The sequence below is a fragment of the Microbacterium excoecariae genome (assembly GCF_011326725.1).
Classification (GTDB): Bacteria; Actinomycetota; Actinomycetes; order Actinomycetales; family Microbacteriaceae; genus Microbacterium; species Microbacterium excoecariae.
This window is the reverse complement of sequence record NZ_JAANCO010000002.1, coordinates 61,651-77,789: the sequence shown is the minus strand read 5'-3', so window position 1 is coordinate 77,789 and position 16,139 is coordinate 61,651. Positions and strand designations below refer to the sequence as shown.

The window sequence follows — 16,139 nt, the reverse complement described above, 5'->3', positions numbered from 1 at the left end:
GTTACTCCCCCGTCGGCCAGCCCGACTCGATCTGCTCGAGCACCGTGTCGACGTCGGATCCCCCGACCCAGTCGCGCATGCCCGTCCAGAAGGTGCCGGCGCCCACGGCGCTCGGCATGAGGTCGGATCCGTCGAAGCGGAAGGTCGTCTCCGGGTCCTGCAGGAGCGCGACGGACTCCTCGAGGATCGGGCTCGACGCGAGCGACGGGTCGAGGCCCGAGTTCGCGCTGATCACGCCGCCGAGCTCGACGCGGGAGTTGGCCCACTCGGCGCTCGAGAGGTACTCCTGCACCTGGACCGTGGCCTCGTCGTCGTTGAACGCGCCGATGAGCTCGCCGCCGCCGGTGACGGCGGTCTCGCCGCCGTCCTCGTACGGCGGCGTCATGAACGCCCACACGTCGCCGTCCTCGGCGACCTCGCCGCCCGCGTCGATCAGGAAGCCCTCGAGGAAGGAAGCCTGGTGCGAGAGGATGCAGTCGCCCGACACGAGCGGGTTCGACACGTCGCCGAACGCGGTCGAGTCGATGGAGTTCACGCCACCGAAGCTCGCGTTGACGTAGTTGTCGTCGAGCATGATCTGGCCCGCGTCGTCGAACGCCTGCGCGATCGCGTCGTCCGTGAACGGCACCTCATTGTCGACCCACTGGTCGTACACGTCCGGTCCCTGCGCGCGCAGCACGAGGTCCTCGATCCAGTCGGTGCCCGGCCAGCCCGTCGCCGCGTCGGATCCGAAGCCCACGCACCACGGCGGCTCGCCCGTGTCCTGGCGGATCTGTTCCGTGAGGTCGAGCAGGCCCTGCCACGAGGTCGGCGTCTCCCAGCCGTGCTCCTCGAAGGCCGGCACCGAGTACCAGATCCACCCCTTGATGTTCGCCATCAGCGGGGATCCGTACAGCTCGTCCTCGTAGGTGAGGTAGGACGCCCAGTCCTCGCTCCAGAACTCCTCGACGTTCGAGGCGACCCCGTCCGAGGCGGGCACGAGGTACCCGCGGCTCGCGAGGTCGGTGAACAGGCCCGGCTGCGGGAAGAAGGCCAGGTCCGGCGGGTTACCGCCCTGGGCGCGGACGGCGATCTGCGCCTCGAACTCCTGGGAGCCCTCGTAGACGATGTCGATCCCCGTCTCTTCCTCCCAGTCGGCCCAGGACTCCTCGAGGAGCTCGGCCTCCGTGTCGACGATCGTGCCGTAGATCGTCACTTCCTGGTCCCCGCCGGAACCACCGGACCCACCGGATCCGCCCGTCCCCGGCCCACCCGTGCAGGCGGAGAGAGTGAGAGCGGCGGCCGCGAAGCCGGCTCCCGTCAGGATCCATCGGTTTCGTCGTAGCGTCATCGTCGTGCCCCCATCGGCTGTCGTTGACTGACGGGGCGTCGTCACCCCGTGCCGACGAACATAGCCGCGACGGCGGCGCGTGGCAACGCTCCCACGGCCCGCGCGGGCGAGACGTGACCGACACGTAACGCGAACAGCGCCCCCGGAGCCGTCGGGCTCCGGGGGCGCTGCCGAAAAAGGCGTCAGCCTCGATTACTTGACGGTAACCGTGGCGCCGGCCTCCTCGAGCTTCGCCTTGGCGGCCTCGGCGGCGTCCTTCGCGGCGCCCTCGAGAACCGGCTTCGGGGCGCCGTCAACGAGGCCCTTCGCGTCGCCCAGGCCGAGCGAGGTGAGCTCGCGCACGACCTTGATGACCTGGATCTTCTTGTCGCCCGCAGCCTCGAGGATGACGTCGAACTCCGTCTTCTCCTCCTCGGCCTCGGCGGCGGCGGCGGGAGCGCCCGCAACGGCAACGGCGGCGGGGGCCGCGGCGGTGACGTCGAACTTCTCCTCGAACGCCTTCACGAACTCGCTGAGCTCGATGAGCGTGAGCTCCTCGAACGCGCTGAGCAGCTCTTCGGTGCTGAGCTTCGCCATGATGTATCTCCTGTTTGTTGAGGTAGGTAGGGGGTCTGTGTGAACGACGGCGATTAGGCCGCGTTCTCCTGCTTCTCGCGCAGCGCCTCGACCGTACGGACGGTCTTCGACGGCAGCGCCTGGAAGACGGCAGCAGCCTTCGACATCGAGGCCTTCATCATTCCTGCCACCTTGGACAGCAGGACCTCACGGCTCTCGAGGTCGGCGAGCTTGTCGACTTCCTCAGCGGTGAGCGGGTTACCGTCGAAGTAACCGCTCTTGATCACGAGAAGAGGGTGTGCCTTGGCGAAGGTGCGCAGGCCCTTGGCGACGGCGACCGGGTCACCGTGCACGAAGGCGATCGCCGACGGACCCTGGAGGTCGTCGTCGAGCCCCTCGACCCCCGCGTTGCCCGCGGCGATCTTGGTCAGCGTGTTCTTCACCACGGCGTATTCCGCGTCCTGACGAATGCTCGTGCGGAGCTCCTTGAGCTCAGCTACCGTCAGGCCGCGGTACTCGGTCAGCAGGACGGCGGTCGAGCTCTCGAACTTCTTCGTGAGCTCGGCGACCGATGCTTCCTTCTGCGCCATGGCCACTCCTTGATACGTACGAGGCGCCTCACGGTGGTGAGGTGCCGGCCGGACCCGCCCGCCGCACATGAAAAAAGCTCCGGCGCGAGGCGCACGGAGCTGAGAATCCCGGATTCGGGAAGCAGTTCGATACACCTGCGCGGGCCCCTGCATCTGCAGCGCTTCGTTCGGTACGTGTACACGCACCGACGACCGGCGGTCTTCGGCTTCCTCCAGCGTACGACACGCGCGGCCTCGCGCCAAATCGGGGACAGCCCCTCCCGGCGATTCCCCAGCGTCAGTCGATCAGCGCGAGGGCGCGATACGCGTCGGCCGTGGCCTCGCGGAGCATTGCCTGCTCGCGTGGCGAGAGGTCGTGCTGCGGGATCGACTGCCCCGTCGTCATCCGGTACAGCTCGTCGATGAGCGCGGTCGCCATCGTCACGAGAGTGCCGATCTCGGCGTCGTCGCGGTCGATCCAGACCGATTTGGGCTCGTCATGCAGCGGGCGGAAGTCGCGGTGCTCCTCCCACGCGAACAGCGTGCGCTCGGCGCCCGTGACGTGCTGCTGCCACCACACCTGCCGCAGATAGTGACGCGGAATCGTGCGCCACGGCTTGTTCGTCGTCTTGATCTCGGCGAGAAGGATCCGCCCCTCCGCGTCCTGCGAGATCCCGTCGGGGGTCGCGAGGTGGCGCCGCTCGACGACGGCGCAGAACAGCGCGCTCGAGGGCGCGATGCCGTGCTCGCGCTCCACCCATGCCGCGATCTCGGGCTCGCGGCGCCGGCCGTGGTCGGTGTAGGCATTCCCGGAGAAGCTCGACGGGCGCAGCTTCTGCTGGGCGGCCCGGAGGATCGACGCGGGCGTCGAGAGGTGGGCGACGTCGGTCGCCGTGATGCCCTGCGACCGCGCCCGCAGCCACGCGACCCGGTCGCGCGAATCGGCGACGATCCGGGCTTCGAGGTCGGGGGTGAACACGCCCCCGACGATAGCCGAGGGATCCGACAACTCCCGGAGCGACGCGACGGATCCGATTTGGTTGACGAACATCAACCAATCGCCTATAGTTGACGTTTATCAACTTTCTGCGCGACAGCGTCGCCGCGCGTTCCCGTCTCCTCCCGCAGAAAGGACGCGCGTGAGTTCTTCACCCACGACCTCCGTCTCCACGAACATGTCGCACCGCCAGGTGCTCGAGGCCCTCTCCGGCCTCCTGCTCGCCATGTTCTGCTCCATGATGTCGATGACGGTCGTCGGCACGTCGCTGCCGATCATCGTCCCCGAGCTGGGCGGATCCCAGACCTCCTACACCTGGGTCGTCACGATGACCCTGCTGACGACCGCGATCTCGACGCCGATCTGGGGCAAGCTCGCCGACCTGCTCAACCGCAAGGTCCTCATGCTCCTCGCGCTGACGATCTTCGTCCTCGCGAGCGCCGGCGCGGGCCTGTCGCAGAACGTCGAGATGCTCATCTTCTTCCGCGCCCTCCAGGGCATCGGCGGCGGCGGACTGCAGTCGATGGCGCAGATCCTCATGGCCGACATCATCAGCCCCCGCGAGCGCGGCAAGTACATGGGCCTCATGGCGGGCATCATGGCGATCGGCACGGTCGGCGGCCCCCTCCTCGGCGGCCTGCTCACCGACTCGATCGGCTGGCGCTGGAACTTCTACGTCGGCGTGCCGCTCGGCATCGTGGCCTTCATCGTCATCATGCGCACCCTCAAGATCTCCCAACGACGGCAGGGGAAGGTGCGGATCGACTACCTCGGCATCGGCCTGTTGAGCGTCGCCGCCGGGTTCCTCCTCGTGTGGGTCTCGAACGTCTCCGACTACGGCTGGGCCAGCTGGGAGACGCTCTACATGGTCGGCATCGGCGTCGTCGCGGCGATCGTGTTCGTCCTCGTCGAGCGCAAGACGGCCGAGCCGCTCATCCCCATGACGCTCTTCCGCAACCGCACCTTCACGCTCGCGGTGCTCGCCTCGATCTCGATCGGCGTGTCCATGTTCGGCACGGCGATCTACCTCAGCCAGTACCTGCAGATCGCCCGCGGCTTCGGCCCGACCGAGGCGGGCCTGCTGACGATCCCCATGGCCGCGGGCATGCTCGGCGCGTCGACGATCGTCGGTCAGGTCGTCTCGCGCACGGGCGTGTGGAAGCCGTACCTCGTCACGGGCGGCGTCTTCCTCATCGCCGGCACGGCGCTGCTCTCGACCCTGCACGTCGACACGCCGCTGTGGATGGTGGGCGTGTTCATGTTCATCCTCGGCGCGGGCACCGGCATGACGATGCAGAACCTCGTCCTCGTCGTGCAGAACGCCGCGGATCCCGCACAGATGGGCGTCGCGAGCTCCGGCGTGAACTTCTTCCGCTCCGTCGGCGGCACCGCCGGCGTGGCCGTGATGGGGTCCGTCCTCGCCGCGAGCATGACCGAGCAGGTCACCGACCGCATGAACGAGATCGGGCAGGCGATCGCCTCGCTCGGCGAGCAGGGCCAGGCGATCGCCGCCGAGCTCGCCGCCGGCGCGCTGCCCACGACGCGCGACATGCCGAGCGTCGTGGCGACCATCATCGAGGACATCGCGGCGAACGCGATCTCCCACGCTTTCCTCGTCGGCGTGCCGCTCGCGATCGTGAGCCTCATCGCGATCGCGTTCATCCCGAACGCGCCGCTCAACCGCCAGAACAACATCCAGCGCCTCGAGGAGCGCGCGGAGCAGGACGCCTCGGCCACGAGCCTGGCCGGCGCGGGTGCCGTGGCCACGGGATCCGTCCCGACGGTCGGGGCGAGCGGATCCGTTCCCGCGGCGAACGCCGTCGGCCAGGCACGCGAGGCGGGCGAGGACGGCCGCGCGTGAGCGACGACCACGACGAGGCGGTCCGGGAGCTCGAATCGGAGTTCTCGGACCTCCTCGCCCACTTCCGCCGCGTCGTCACCGAGACGGCGCAGCGGGTCTCGCCGGGGCTCAACCCCGGCGCGTACAAGCTCCTGACGTTCGTGGAGCGGCACGGCCCGATCCGGGCGACGGAGATCGTCGAGCGCGTTGAGATCGACAAGGCGCACGTGAGCCGCATGGTGCGCGAGCTCGACGAGCTGGGCCTCATCGCCCGCGCGCCGTCCCCCGAGGATGGACGCGTCCAGCTGCTGTCGGCGACCGACGAGGCCCGCGCGCGGCTGGACGCCGCGCGCGCGGGCCGCGCCGGGCACCTCCGCGACACGGTCGACATGTGGACCTCCGACGAGCTGCGGCAGCTGGCCCGCCTCCTGCACGCCCTGTCGAACAACGAGGCGCCCCCGCGCGAATAGCGGCGTGTTGCTGGGAAAACCCTGGACAAATCTCTTGGCATGTGGGTATATCGGACTAACCCGCATTCCGCCGGGACCGAGATACTCCAGGAGCCCACCATGCCGCAGTCGCCCTCGCGCTCGCGTCGCTCGGCCAAGGTCGTCGCGATCGTCAGCGCATCCGCCCTCGCCGCCGTCGGCGGCCTCTTCAGCCTCGCCGCCTGGACCGACACGGAGTGGATCACTTCCGCTCTCCAGGACGACAGCGGCACAAACATCGAAACGTCGTCGTTCGAAGTCGTCCAACGGGCGTATCCCGCGGCCGGCGAAGCTGGCGCATACGCCGATTTCGACCATTACGAGAGCGCAGATGGCGCCGACGTCGTCACCTTCTCGGACCTCAGCCTCACGCCGACCGAGCCCACGTACGGTCTCGTGGGCATGACCACGGAGGCGGGTTCCATCGCGGGCGCGCTCGAGCTGCAGCCCGCCGTGAACGCGTTCGACCCCGCCAGCACGGCGCAGGCGGCCCTGTTCGCCGCAACAGACATCACCGTGTGGACGTGGTCGGAGGCCGACGCCACCCCGGAGTTCGGCTGCGACGCAGCCACGGCGGCGCAGGCTGGCGTGACGGAGATCGCCGCGGGCGACCTCGGCACGTCGGGCGCGACCGCAACGCAGAGCCTCTCTGCGGACACGGGCGCCTACCAGTACTACTGCTTTGAGCTCGTGTTCACGATGCCCGCGGGCGAGGACGAGGAAGACTACATGGGCGTCGAGCTTCGGCCCGCGTGGGAGTTCGACGGCCTGAGCAGCTGATCGGATCCGCCGTGTCCCTCCCGACGCGCGCGCACAGCGCCGTCCGGGCGGCCGGTGCCGGCCCCGCACGCCACGCGGCGGCGGGGCCCGGCGCCGCCGACCGGGCGCGCGACGTGCTCGTATGGATCCTCGGCGCAGCCGGGGCCCTCGCGGTCGCGTGGCTCCTGGCCGCGTGGGCGTTCGGGCTCCAGCTCGTCGTCCTCACGACCGGATCCATGTCGCCCGGCATGCCGCCGGGCACCGCCGTGGTGACGGAGACGGTGCGCGCCGACGAGCTGGAGGTCGGCGACGTCGTGAGCGCCCCCCGCGCGTACGACGAGCGGCTCGTCACGCACCGGATCGTCGCGATCGACGCCGGAGACACGGCCGACGAGCGGGTCCTCACCCTCCGGGGCGACGCCAACGAGGAGGACGACGCGCAGGCCTATCACGTGACCCAGGCGCAGCGGGCGGTCGTTGCCGTCCCCGGCCTCGGGTACGCCGTGTCGTTCCTCGGCACGCCCCAGGGGATCACGGTCCTCGCCGTCGTCATCCCCGCCGCCGCGCTCTGGGTGCTCTGGCCCTCAAGGAGTTGAGATGTTTCGGATCCGCCGTGCCGCGGGCCTCGTCGCCCTTGCGGGCGCCGGCCTCGTCGCGGCGTGGAGCGCGCCCGCGCTCGCGGCGGGGGCGACCGAGTTCGTGCCGGATCCCGACCAGGCGACGCCGAACGAGATGCTGACCCTCGCCTCGGCGTTCGCGGCCGAACCGCGCGACGCGCAGTCCATCTCGCCGGGCGACCCCGCCTACTGGGTCATCCGAGCCACGCAGGACGACCCGTCGGGCGTCGCGGAGGCGAACCTGCGCCTCGCGGGCAGCGGGCCGCTGCTCGAGCGCGAGGACGGGCTGTCGGTGCGGGTCGAGGAGTGTCTCGTGCCGTGGACGGGGATCGATGACGACGCCCCGGCCTGCGCCGAGCCCGGCGCCCCGGCGATCGTGCAGGCGGCCGGATCCCTCTCCCCCACCCCCACCGCGCGCGTCGACCTCACGCCCCTGGCGTCCGACGCGCCCCACTACCTTCTGGTCACGCTCGCGCTCACGGGGGTGGATCCCTCCGACGAGGCCTGGCAGGGGCAGACCGGATCCGTCTCCGTGGGTGTCACCGCGACGCTCGCCGACGCGGGCGCGCCCGCCGCGCCGGGCGACGACGCGCTCCTCCCCACGGGCGGCCGGCCGATCGTGGCCTTCCACCTCGCGGCGCTCGTCGGCGCCGCCGCGCTTGCGGCCGGCGGCGTCGCGCTCCTCCGACCCCGGAGGGCCGAGGCATGAGGCTCCGCGCGCCCCTCCTCGCCGCGGGCCTCGCGGCCGCCCTCGTCGTGCCGCTGGGAGTCACGAGCTCCGCCGCCAGCTGGAACGACAGCGAGTGGGTCTCAGGGTCGATGCAGACCACGGAGTTCGACTGCGGGACGCAAACCGGGTACGCCGTCGAGGCAGGATCCCGGCAGGTGGGGGGCACGCTTCTCGGCCAGAATCTGGACGGGCTCGCTTCCGTGGCGGGGATCGACCTCGAGGTGGACGGCATTGGGACAGAGACGTATTCCCCCGACTCGGCGATCGACCTGGATCCGAGCGGCGATCCGCAGCACACGCGGGCCGTCTCCCTCGCCGTCGGCGCCCTCGGTGGGCTCGTGGGTGTGAGCCTCCCGCAGATCACGGCCGGCGTCCCGGGTCTCGACGTCGGGGCGCTCGCACAGTATGCGCGCGTCGACGAACGGGGTGTCGCTCTCGGAGCGACGGGCCTCGTCGCCGATCAGTCCGGCGTGATCACGATCGGCGAGACGTCGGCCGCACCCCCCGAGCACTCGACAATCAGCCTGAACGAGCTTCTGCCCGTGACGTCGTCGATCAGCGATGTGGGGCTCGAGATCGGAGCGGTCTCCGCCCTCGCGCAGGTCGACGGCTGCGACCTCCTCCGCGAGTCGCAGTGGAGCATCGCCGCGGCGGAAGATGCGGTCGTCCGCGACTACGAGATCGCGGGCCTCGAGCTCGTGATTGACTCGCCGGTGCTCGCGTCGTTGGCATCGACGGTCGTGAGCACCGCGGCAACGCTTCAGACCGACCTCAATTCGTTGGAATCAGATCTGACGGCTGGCCTCAATGGTGCGCTCAGTCAGCTTTCGATCGACCTCGCGATCCTTTCCGTGTCCACCGCGGGCACAAGCGTCGACGTGACAGCAATTCCCAACGTCAGTGACGCCGTCGCGGACCTCCTCGCGGGCTTCGCGGACGACACGGACACCATTCGTCTCGAGCCGACGGACGGTCGAATAGTGGTGGACCTTGCAGGAATTTTGGGCGGGACCAACGGACTGAATTCACTCGGGCCGAACACCGAGCTCGTTCTCAACGACACCGTCGTGAACGAACTCACTACCCGCATCGGCGCTCTGCTCGATTCATGGACGGGCGAAGTCGTCTCCACTCTCGAGACCGCGGTCAGCGGGACCCACGTCGACATCGACCTTTCCGCGGCCGTGAGAGCGCAGCTCGCGTTGGTGCAGGTTCAGGTCGCCACAGTCACTGTCGATATTGATGCTGACCTGGGAGACCTGCAGGACGGCGCGGCGGTCGAGGCCGGCGTCTCCGTGAACCTTCTGAACCTCAACGTGCTGGGCGCGCTCCTGAATCCCATCCTCGCGGCGCTCGACCCGCTTGCGGACACCCTGGCGGCGGTCATCGTGTCGCTTGTCGGTGGCCTATTCGATACGGTCGCTACGCTCGGCACGACACTCACTTCCGGCCTCGCGCCCGTCGTGACGGACCTCGGCTCGGTCCTCGCCCCGCTCGCGAACGTGCTGTCCCTCTGGGTGAATACCCAGCCCGATCAGCCGATCCCGCCCGGCAACATCACTCCGGAGGACCTGCCCGACTTCGAACCGCGTACGGACACGTCGTCCGGGAGCTATCTCGTCACGGCGCTGCGCGTCAACCTGCTTGGCGAACAGATGCTTGTGACGAGCGTCTCGCTCGCCACCGCGCGGGCCGGGGTTGTCACACTGCCGACACCGTAGGGGCCCGGCGCACGACAACTCGTACGCCGCCCGTGACGCCGCCGTAACCCGCGCCCTGTTGGATGAGACCAGACGCGCGACGAAGGGGGACGCGGATGAGACACTGGGCGCCAACACGGACGCGGGCGGTCTCCGCCCCACCCGCCACGATGCGCGGCATCGTCGAGACGGCCGCGGGCCTCGAGGTCGCCGAGATCCCCACCCCCGTCCCCGTCGGCGACGAGGTGCTCGTGCGGGTCCACGCCGCCGGCGTCTGCGGCACCGACGCGGGCACGCTCGCGGATCCGACCTCCGCGGCCCCCTCGACCCCCGGGCTCGACGTGGCCGGCGTCGTCGTCCGCGCGCCCTACGACGCGCACCCGCTCGCCGTCGGCACCGAGGTGCACGGCATCGTGCCCTACCCGCGCGTGCCGGGCGCCTACGCCGAGTACGCCGTGGTGCCGTCCGGATCCCTTGCCGTCCGCCCCGACTCGCTCTCGCTCGTCGAGGCGGCCGCCGTGCCCGTCGCGGGGCTCAGCGCGTGGCAGGCCGTCGTCGAGGTCGCGCAGGCGCACCGCGGGCAGCGGATCCTCGTCCACGACGGCGCGAGCGGGATCGGGCACCTCGCCGTCCAGATCGCCGCCTACCTCGGCGCGCACGTGACGACCACGGCGTCCGGCGCGGGCGCTGCCTGGATGCGCGAGCTCGGTGCCGACGTCGTCGTCGACACCGACACGACGCGGTTCGAGGACGTCCTTCCCGACGTCGACGTCGTCATCGACCCCGTGGGCGATCGCCCGAACGGGGCGGGATCGCGCTCGCTCGACGTGCTGCGCCCGGGCGGCCTCCTCATCGCGATGCACCCGTGGGCGAGCTACGCCCACGACGCCGAGGGGCGCGGGATCCGGGCGACGGACTTCCGCTTCTCCCCGGACGGCCAGACGCTCGCGACCCTCGGGCGCCTCCTCGACGACGGATCCATCCGCGTCTTCGTCGACAGCGTGCTCCCCCTCGCGGACGCAGCCACGGCCCACGCCCGGTTCGATGAGGGCCACACGCGCGGCCGCATCGTCCTCTCCGTCACCGCCTGACGCGAAAAGCCCCCGCCGCCGGAATCGGCGACGGGGGCTTCGAGAAGGCGTCAGGCTCAGCTGACGGCAGCGATGGAGCTGACGTCGAGCGGGATGCCCGGGCCGAACGTGGTCGACACGGCGCCCTTCTGGATGTAGCGGCCCTTCGAGCTGGCCGGCTTCAGGCGCACGACCTCGTCGAGGGCAGCAGCGATGTTCTCGTTCAGCTTCTCGGCGTCGAACGAGGCCTTGCCCACGATGAAGTGGAGGTTGGCGTGCTTGTCGACGCGGAAGTCGATCTTGCCGCCCTTGATGTCCTCGACGGCCTTCGCCGGGTTCGGCGTGACGGTGCCGGTCTTCGGGTTCGGCATCAGGCCGCGGGGGCCGAGGACCTTACCGAGACGACCAACCTGGCCCATGAGCTCCGGAACGGCCACGGCCGAGTCGAAGTCGGTCCAGCCGTCGGCGACCTTCTGGATGAGCTCGGCGCCGCCGACCTCGTCGGCGCCAGCCGCGATCGCGGCCTCGGCCGCGGGGCCCGTCGCGAACACGATGACCTTGGCGGTCTTACCCGTGCCGTGCGGCAGCATGACCGTGCCGCGGACCATCTGGTCGGCCTTGCGCGGGTCGACGGCCAGCTTCAGCGCGACCTCGACGGTCGCGTCGAACTTCTTCGAACCGGTCTCCTTGGCAAGCGCGACGGCTTCGGTGGGCGTGTAGAAGCGCCCCTCCTCGATCTTCGCGGCTGCGGCGGTGTAAACCTTGGACTTCGCCATTTTCGTTATCCCCCTCAGCCCTCGACCGTGATGCCCATGGAACGGGCGGTGCCCGCGATGATGCGCGACGCGGCCTCGAGGTCGTTCGCGTTCAGGTCCGGCTCCTTGGTCTTGGCGATCTCCTCGACCTGGGCCTTCGTGATCTTCGCGACCTTGACCGTGTGCGGCGTGGCCGAACCGGACTTCACGCCCGCGGCCTTCTTGATGAGCTCAGCCGCCGGCGGCGTCTTGAGGACGAAGGTGAAGCTGCGGTCCTCGTAGACCGTGATCTCCACGGGCACGACGTTGCCGCGCTGCTGCTCCGTCGCGGCGTTGTACGCCTTGCAGAACTCCATGATGTTGACGCCGTGCTGACCCAGGGCCGGGCCGATCGGCGGCGCCGGGTTGGCCTGGCCGGCCTGGATCTGGAGCTTGATGAGCCCCGAGACCTTCTTCTTCGGTGCCATGTTTCTTCCTTTCGTCGAGCGCACGCCGTGTGCGTGCCCTCTCCCACGCCCGCGAGGGGGTGGTGGCAATGCGCGCGCCGAGGCGCGCAAACTCCGTAAATATACCGGAGAAAGCTGAGCGTGTCCCGCCAGACCCCGAAAGGGGTCAGGACATCTTCGAGACCTGGTCGAACGACAGCTCGACCGGCGTCTCGCGCTCGAAGAGCGACACGAGCACCGTGAGCTTGCCGCTCGCGGGGCTGATCTCGCTGATCGAGCCGGGCAGGCCCGCGAAGGAGCCGTCCTTGATCGTGATCGTCTCGCCGATCTCGAAGTCGACCTCGGCCGGGATCGAGCGCGACGCCGTCGCGTCCTTGGCCTTCTTGTCGCCCGCGGCGGCCTTCTCGGCCTCCTTGATCTCGGCGAGAGGCTTCAGCATGTTGAAGGCCTCGTCGAAGCGCAGCGGCGTCGGGTTGTGGGCGTTGCCCACGAAGCCCGTCACGCCCGGCGTGTGACGCACGACCGACCAGGTGTCCTCGTTGAGCTCCATGCGCACGAGCACGTAGCCCGGGATCCGGACGCGCGTGACCATCTTGCGCTGGCCGTTCTTGATCTCGACGACGTCCTCCATCGGGACCTCGACCTGGTAGATGTCTTCCTCGACCTCGAGCGTCTGCTTACGCTGCTCGATGTTGGTCTTCACCTTGCGCTCGAAGCCGGCGTACGAGTGGATGACGTACCACTTGCCCTCGAGCGAGCGCAGCTCGGCGCGGAACTCGTCGTACGGATCCGCCTCGACCTCGGCCGCTTGCTCCTCGGCCTCGTCGTTCAGGACCTCGGCCGCGGCCTCGACCTCGGCGGCCTCGTCGATGTTCAGTGCGTCGTTCACGATCGCGTCTGCCTCCGGGTCTGCGATGGAGATCTCTTCGCTGTCGGCGATTCCGCTGCCGTCGTCGACGTGCATCGCCTTGGCCTCTGCGGCCGCGCTGGCGTTCTCGTTGCCCGCGAGCGTGTTGCCCGTCTGGGCCTCGTCGTCCTCGCTGGACTGCTCCGCAGCGGGAGCCCAGTCAGCGTCGTCGAGGTGCTTCTCGGACACGTGTTGCCTCTTTCGAATCAGTTCGGAACGCCGAAGACGACGTTCACCACCCACGAGAAGACCGTGTCGAGCCCGAGGATCAGGGCCATCATCACGACAACGAAGCCGAGGACGACGGCCGTGAACTTGACCAGTTCCTTGCGGGTCGGCGTGACGACCTTGCGGAGCTCCGCGATGACCTCACGGAAGAAGGTCACGATGCGAGCGAAGAAGTTCGGCTTCTTCGCGGCGCTCGTGCCCTTTGCGCTGGCGGCCATTCCGCCTGCTGCATCCTGAGACATTCGTCACCTTTCGTGGGTCAGCGTGCCGCTGACGCGCAGGGCGGACAGGAATCGAACCTGCAACCTGCGGTTTTGGAGACCGCTGCTCTGCCAATTGAGCTACCGCCCTAGAGGCCCTGCGGCCTCGAGGATCGCTCCCGAACCCCCCACCGGTACACGAGGCACGGCGAAGGATGCAGTGAACGACTGCTCTATCGATCATACGGCATGCACTCGCGAGGCGCGAACCGGGCCGCCCCTCGCGCGCGCCGCATCAGCCCGCGATCCGCTGGAGAAATGCCCGCGTGCGCTCGTGCTGCGGGGCGTCGATGACGCGCTCCGGCGCGCCCTCCTCGACCACCACGCCGTCGGCCATGAAGACGACCCGATCGCAGACCTCGCGCGCGAACGCGATCTCGTGCGTCACGACGATCATGGTCATGCCCTCCTCGGCGAGGTGGCGCATGACGCCCAGCACCTCGCCGACGAGCTCCGGATCCAGCGCGCTCGTCGGCTCGTCGAAGAGCATCACCTTCGGGCGCATCGCGAGGGCTCGGGCGATCGCGACCCGCTGCTGCTGGCCGCCCGACAGCTGCGCGGGGTACACCCCCGCGCGGTCGGCGAGCCCGACCTGTTCCAGCAGGCGCAGGGCGTCGGCGCGCGCCTCGTGCCGGGGCGTCCCGAGCACGCGGATCGGCGCCTCCGCCACGTTCTCCAGCGCCGTCATGTGCCCGAACAGGTGAAAGCGCTGGAACACCATGCCGAGGTCGCGGCGCCGGGCGGCCACCTCGCGCGGGCGCAGCTCGTAGAGCCTCCCCCTGTGCTCGCGGTACCCCACGAGGACGCCGTCGACCCGGATCTCGCCCGCGTCCAGCTCCTCGAGGTGGTTGATGAGGCGCAGGAGCGTGGACTTTCCGGATCCGGACGGGCCGAGGATCCCCACGACCTCGCCGCGGCGGACGTCGAGGGAGACGTCGCGGAGGACGGGAGTCGAGCCAAAGGACTTGCCGACGTGGGCGATCCGGACGAGCGGACCCGCCGCCGGCGTCGAGGAACTCACGCGTGCTCTCCCGTCTTCTCGGCGGGCGCGGCGGCCCGCTCCGTGTTGCGGAACCCGAACATGCGGGCGGCGAAGCCGGATCCGCTCGCGCGCGCTCCGGGGTCGAAGCGGCGTTCGAGCCAGGCCTGGAGCACGCTCGCCACGGAGGTCAGGGCGAGGTACCAGACGCTCGCGACGAGCAGCATCTCCATGAGGCTGAAGTCGGCGGCGCCGATCTGGCGGGCGCGGTAGAGCAGGTCGCCCGCGCCGATGACCGACACGAGCGAGGTCTCCTTCAACAGCGTCACGAGCTCGTTGCCCGTGGGCGGCAGGATCGCGCGCATCGCCTGAGGCAGCACCACCCGCCGCAGGGTCTGCGCGGGCGTCATGCCGAGGGCCCCGGCCGCCTCCTGCTGGCCCGGATCCACCGACAGCAGCCCGCCGCGCACGATCTCGGACATGTAGGCCGCCTCGTTGAGCGTGAGCGCGATGAGCGCCGCCGCGAAGGGCGAGATCGTGTTGAGCGGGATCGAGAAGGACCCGACGCCGATCTCGGGCAGGAAGAGCGCGAGGTTGAACCAGACGAGGACCTGGACGAGGAGCGGCGTGCCGCGGAACACCCACACGAACACCCACGCGACCGTCGCGAGCACCGGGTTGCCCGAGATGCGCATGACCGCGACGACGACGCCGAGCGCCACGCCGAGGACCATGGCGATGACCGTGAGGACCACCGTGACGAGCGCGCCCTGCATGATCGCCTCCGCGCCGAGGCGCGAGAAGACGAGATCCCAGCGGATCACGCTGTTCAGGGCGACCTGCCACACGAGGAGGGCCGCGAGCGCCGCGATGACCGCGATGCCCACCCACTGCCCGTAGTGGCGGACGGGGACGACCCGCCGGCCGCCCGCGCCCCGCGCCGAGGTGCCGGTCACTGCGCGCCGTTGACGACGATCTCGTCGAGGGCGCCGAGCGAGACGTCCCACGAGGACAGGATCTCGTCGTACGTCCCGTCCTCGACGAGCGACTGGAGCGCGGCCTGGAACGCGTCGCGGAGCTCGTCGTCGCCCTTCGCGAACACGAAGCCGAGCGGCTCGCCGCTGATGGGCCCGTCGTTGGCGACCTCGAACGCCTCGCCGCCCTGGATCTGGGCCGCGTTGTAGACGCCCACCGCCTCCTGCGTCAGGGTGGCGGCAGCGCGGCCGCCCTGCACCTGCGTGAGCGCCTCGGTGTCGGTCTGCTGCGTGAGGATGTCGATCTCGTCGCCCGCGCACGCGTCCGCGTTGGCGTCCTCGAGCAGCGCCTGCTGCGTCGTGTCGACGAGGACGGCCACGGTCAGGCCACACAGGTCGCCCATCTCGGAGATCCCGTCGGGGTTGCCGGCCGGGACGATAATCGCCTGGTCGGCCGAGAAGTAGTCGACGAAGTCGTAGTTCGCCTGGCGCTCCACGCTGTCCGTGATGCCCGCGACGACGAGGTCGTAGCGCTCGGAGTCGAGCGAGGGCAGGAGCGTGTCGAACGCGACGTTCTGCAGCTCGTAGTCGAGCCCGAGCTTCGCGGTCGCCGCCTCAAGGAGGTCGATGTCGAGCCCCGTGATCGTCTCGCCGTCGGAGGGGTCGACGAACTCGTAGGGCGGGTACTGCGCCTCCGTGCCGACCGTCACGACGCCGGCGTCGCGAACGTCTTCCGGCACGAGGGCGGCCGCGTCGTCGTCGACGGCGATCGACGACGCGGGGGCGGCCTCCTCGTCGGAGGAGGAGCACCCGGCGAGGGCGAGGGCCGAGGCGGCGGCGACGGCGGGAACGAGGGCAAGGCGGGACAGGCGCATTCGGCCATTCTCCCCGTCCGGCCTGGATAAATGCCAGAGGCCGGCACCCCCGTTCCGAGA

General features: G+C 69.8%; 18 protein-coding genes and 1 tRNA gene. 7 read left to right on the top strand and 12 right to left on the bottom strand.

What is annotated here, in order from left to right; translation table 11 throughout:
* Position 1: 1 nt before the first annotated feature.
* The 4 genes from G8E01_RS11585 to G8E01_RS11570 form a co-directional block, all read right to left on the bottom strand.
* Positions 2–1,330 (bottom strand): ABC transporter substrate-binding protein, encoded by a 1,329-nt coding sequence (locus G8E01_RS11585; protein WP_166320014.1) that lies wholly within the window; start codon positions 1,328–1,330, stop codon positions 2–4.
* Between the two features lie 192 nt (positions 1,331–1,522).
* Complete coding sequence (rplL, locus tag G8E01_RS11580) at positions 1,523–1,906, bottom strand: 50S ribosomal protein L7/L12 (RefSeq protein WP_155048130.1); 384 nt, start codon at positions 1,904–1,906, stop codon at positions 1,523–1,525.
* A 53-nt stretch (positions 1,907–1,959) separates the two neighbouring features.
* On the bottom strand, positions 1,960–2,475 hold the full coding sequence (gene rplJ / locus G8E01_RS11575; RefSeq protein WP_155048131.1) for a 50S ribosomal protein L10: 516 nt from the start codon (positions 2,473–2,475) through the stop codon (positions 1,960–1,962).
* 277 nt (positions 2,476–2,752) lie between these two features.
* The gene (locus G8E01_RS11570; protein WP_166320012.1) at positions 2,753–3,505 is read right to left on the bottom strand and encodes a YqaJ viral recombinase family protein; all 753 of its coding nucleotides are present in this window, start codon (positions 3,503–3,505) and stop codon (positions 2,753–2,755) included.
* A gap of 124 nt (positions 3,506–3,629) precedes the next feature.
* Between G8E01_RS11570 and G8E01_RS11565 the strand changes: the two genes are divergently transcribed.
* The 7 genes from G8E01_RS11565 (at position 3,630) to G8E01_RS11535 (ending at position 10,676) form a co-directional block, all read left to right on the top strand.
* Positions 3,630–5,312 carry an MDR family MFS transporter gene (locus G8E01_RS11565; RefSeq protein WP_205827588.1) on the top strand — a complete coding sequence of 561 codons (1,683 nt, stop codon included), beginning with the start codon at positions 3,630–3,632 and terminating at the stop codon, positions 5,310–5,312.
* Complete coding sequence (locus tag G8E01_RS11560; RefSeq protein ID WP_166320008.1) at positions 5,309–5,761, top strand: MarR family transcriptional regulator; 453 nt, start codon at positions 5,309–5,311, stop codon at positions 5,759–5,761. The genes G8E01_RS11565 and G8E01_RS11560 overlap by 4 nt, the downstream gene beginning before the upstream one ends.
* Positions 5,762–5,860: 99 nt before the next feature.
* A complete protein-coding gene (locus G8E01_RS11555; RefSeq protein ID WP_166320006.1) occupies positions 5,861–6,559 on the top strand; it encodes an acyl-CoA dehydrogenase in 699 nt (232 codons plus the stop codon).
* Positions 6,532–7,134, top strand: a complete 603-nt coding sequence (locus G8E01_RS11550; RefSeq protein ID WP_166320004.1) for a signal peptidase I — start codon at positions 6,532–6,534, stop codon at positions 7,132–7,134. Before G8E01_RS11555 ends, G8E01_RS11550 begins: the two co-directional genes overlap by 28 nt.
* 1 nt (position 7,135) lies before the next feature.
* Positions 7,136–7,864 carry a hypothetical protein gene (locus G8E01_RS11545; RefSeq protein WP_166320002.1) on the top strand — a complete coding sequence of 243 codons (729 nt, stop codon included), beginning with the start codon at positions 7,136–7,138 and terminating at the stop codon, positions 7,862–7,864.
* Positions 7,861–9,606, top strand: coding sequence for a choice-of-anchor G family protein (locus G8E01_RS11540; RefSeq protein WP_166320000.1), 1,746 nt, complete (start codon positions 7,861–7,863; stop codon positions 9,604–9,606). Before G8E01_RS11545 ends, G8E01_RS11540 begins: the two co-directional genes overlap by 4 nt.
* A 149-nt stretch (positions 9,607–9,755) precedes the next feature.
* Positions 9,756–10,676, top strand: a complete 921-nt coding sequence (locus tag G8E01_RS11535; protein WP_166319998.1) for an NADP-dependent oxidoreductase — start codon at positions 9,756–9,758, stop codon at positions 10,674–10,676.
* Between the two features lie 56 nt (positions 10,677–10,732).
* Here G8E01_RS11535 and rplA read toward each other — a convergent pair whose 3' ends face one another.
* From rplA to G8E01_RS11495, 8 genes are all read right to left on the bottom strand, one after another.
* Positions 10,733–11,431, bottom strand: coding sequence for a 50S ribosomal protein L1 (rplA, locus tag G8E01_RS11530; RefSeq protein ID WP_166319996.1), 699 nt, complete (start codon positions 11,429–11,431; stop codon positions 10,733–10,735).
* Between the two features lie 14 nt (positions 11,432–11,445).
* Positions 11,446–11,877, bottom strand: a complete 432-nt coding sequence (rplK, locus tag G8E01_RS11525) for a 50S ribosomal protein L11 (RefSeq protein WP_155048136.1) — start codon at positions 11,875–11,877, stop codon at positions 11,446–11,448.
* Positions 11,878–12,022: 145 nt separating this feature from the next.
* Complete coding sequence (nusG, locus tag G8E01_RS11520; RefSeq protein WP_166319994.1) at positions 12,023–12,952, bottom strand: transcription termination/antitermination protein NusG; 930 nt, start codon at positions 12,950–12,952, stop codon at positions 12,023–12,025.
* Between the two features lie 17 nt (positions 12,953–12,969).
* Positions 12,970–13,209: a preprotein translocase subunit SecE gene (gene secE / locus G8E01_RS11515; RefSeq protein ID WP_420826125.1), complete on the bottom strand. Its 240-nt coding sequence runs from the start codon at positions 13,207–13,209 to the stop codon at positions 12,970–12,972.
* Positions 13,210–13,269: 60 nt separating this feature from the next.
* Positions 13,270–13,342: transfer RNA gene (locus G8E01_RS11510), tRNA-Trp, on the bottom strand.
* 144 nt (positions 13,343–13,486) lie between these two features.
* Entirely contained in the window at positions 13,487–14,272 is a 786-nt protein-coding gene (locus tag G8E01_RS11505) for an ATP-binding cassette domain-containing protein (RefSeq protein WP_166319992.1), read from the bottom strand.
* On the bottom strand, positions 14,269–15,186 hold the full coding sequence (locus G8E01_RS12860; RefSeq protein WP_166319990.1) for an ABC transporter permease subunit: 918 nt from the start codon (positions 15,184–15,186) through the stop codon (positions 14,269–14,271). Before G8E01_RS12860 ends, G8E01_RS11505 begins: the two co-directional genes overlap by 4 nt.
* The gene (locus tag G8E01_RS11495) at positions 15,183–16,079 is read right to left on the bottom strand and encodes an ABC transporter substrate-binding protein (protein ID WP_166319988.1); all 897 of its coding nucleotides are present in this window, start codon (positions 16,077–16,079) and stop codon (positions 15,183–15,185) included. Before G8E01_RS11495 ends, G8E01_RS12860 begins: the two co-directional genes overlap by 4 nt.
* Positions 16,080–16,139: the final 60 nt, after the last annotated feature.

Bases quoted from the DNA above. Each gene is read 5' to 3' on its own strand.
- G8E01_RS11565 (WP_205827588.1), top strand. From the start codon at position 3,630: ATGTCGCACCGCCAGGTGCTCGAGGCCCTCTCCGGCCTCCTGCTCGCC.
- secE (WP_420826125.1), bottom strand. From the start codon at position 13,209: ATGGCCGCCAGCGCAAAGGGCACGAGCGCCGCGAAGAAGCCGAACTTC.
- G8E01_RS11535 (WP_166319998.1), top strand. From the start codon at position 9,756: ATGCGCGGCATCGTCGAGACGGCCGCGGGCCTCGAGGTCGCCGAGATC.
- G8E01_RS11545 (WP_166320002.1), top strand. From the start codon at position 7,136: ATGTTTCGGATCCGCCGTGCCGCGGGCCTCGTCGCCCTTGCGGGCGCC.
- rplJ (WP_155048131.1), bottom strand. From the start codon at position 2,475: ATGGCGCAGAAGGAAGCATCGGTCGCCGAGCTCACGAAGAAGTTCGAG.
- G8E01_RS11570 (WP_166320012.1), bottom strand. From the start codon at position 3,505: ATGTTCGTCAACCAAATCGGATCCGTCGCGTCGCTCCGGGAGTTGTCG.
- G8E01_RS11555 (WP_166320006.1), top strand. From the start codon at position 5,861: ATGCCGCAGTCGCCCTCGCGCTCGCGTCGCTCGGCCAAGGTCGTCGCG.
- rplL (WP_155048130.1), bottom strand. From the start codon at position 1,906: ATGGCGAAGCTCAGCACCGAAGAGCTGCTCAGCGCGTTCGAGGAGCTC.
- G8E01_RS11495 (WP_166319988.1), bottom strand. From the start codon at position 16,079: ATGCGCCTGTCCCGCCTTGCCCTCGTTCCCGCCGTCGCCGCCGCCTCG.
- rplK (WP_155048136.1), bottom strand. From the start codon at position 11,877: ATGGCACCGAAGAAGAAGGTCTCGGGGCTCATCAAGCTCCAGATCCAG.
- G8E01_RS11540 (WP_166320000.1), top strand. From the start codon at position 7,861: ATGAGGCTCCGCGCGCCCCTCCTCGCCGCGGGCCTCGCGGCCGCCCTC.
- rplA (WP_166319996.1), bottom strand. From the start codon at position 11,431: ATGGCGAAGTCCAAGGTTTACACCGCCGCAGCCGCGAAGATCGAGGAG.
- G8E01_RS11585 (WP_166320014.1), bottom strand. From the start codon at position 1,330: ATGACGCTACGACGAAACCGATGGATCCTGACGGGAGCCGGCTTCGCG.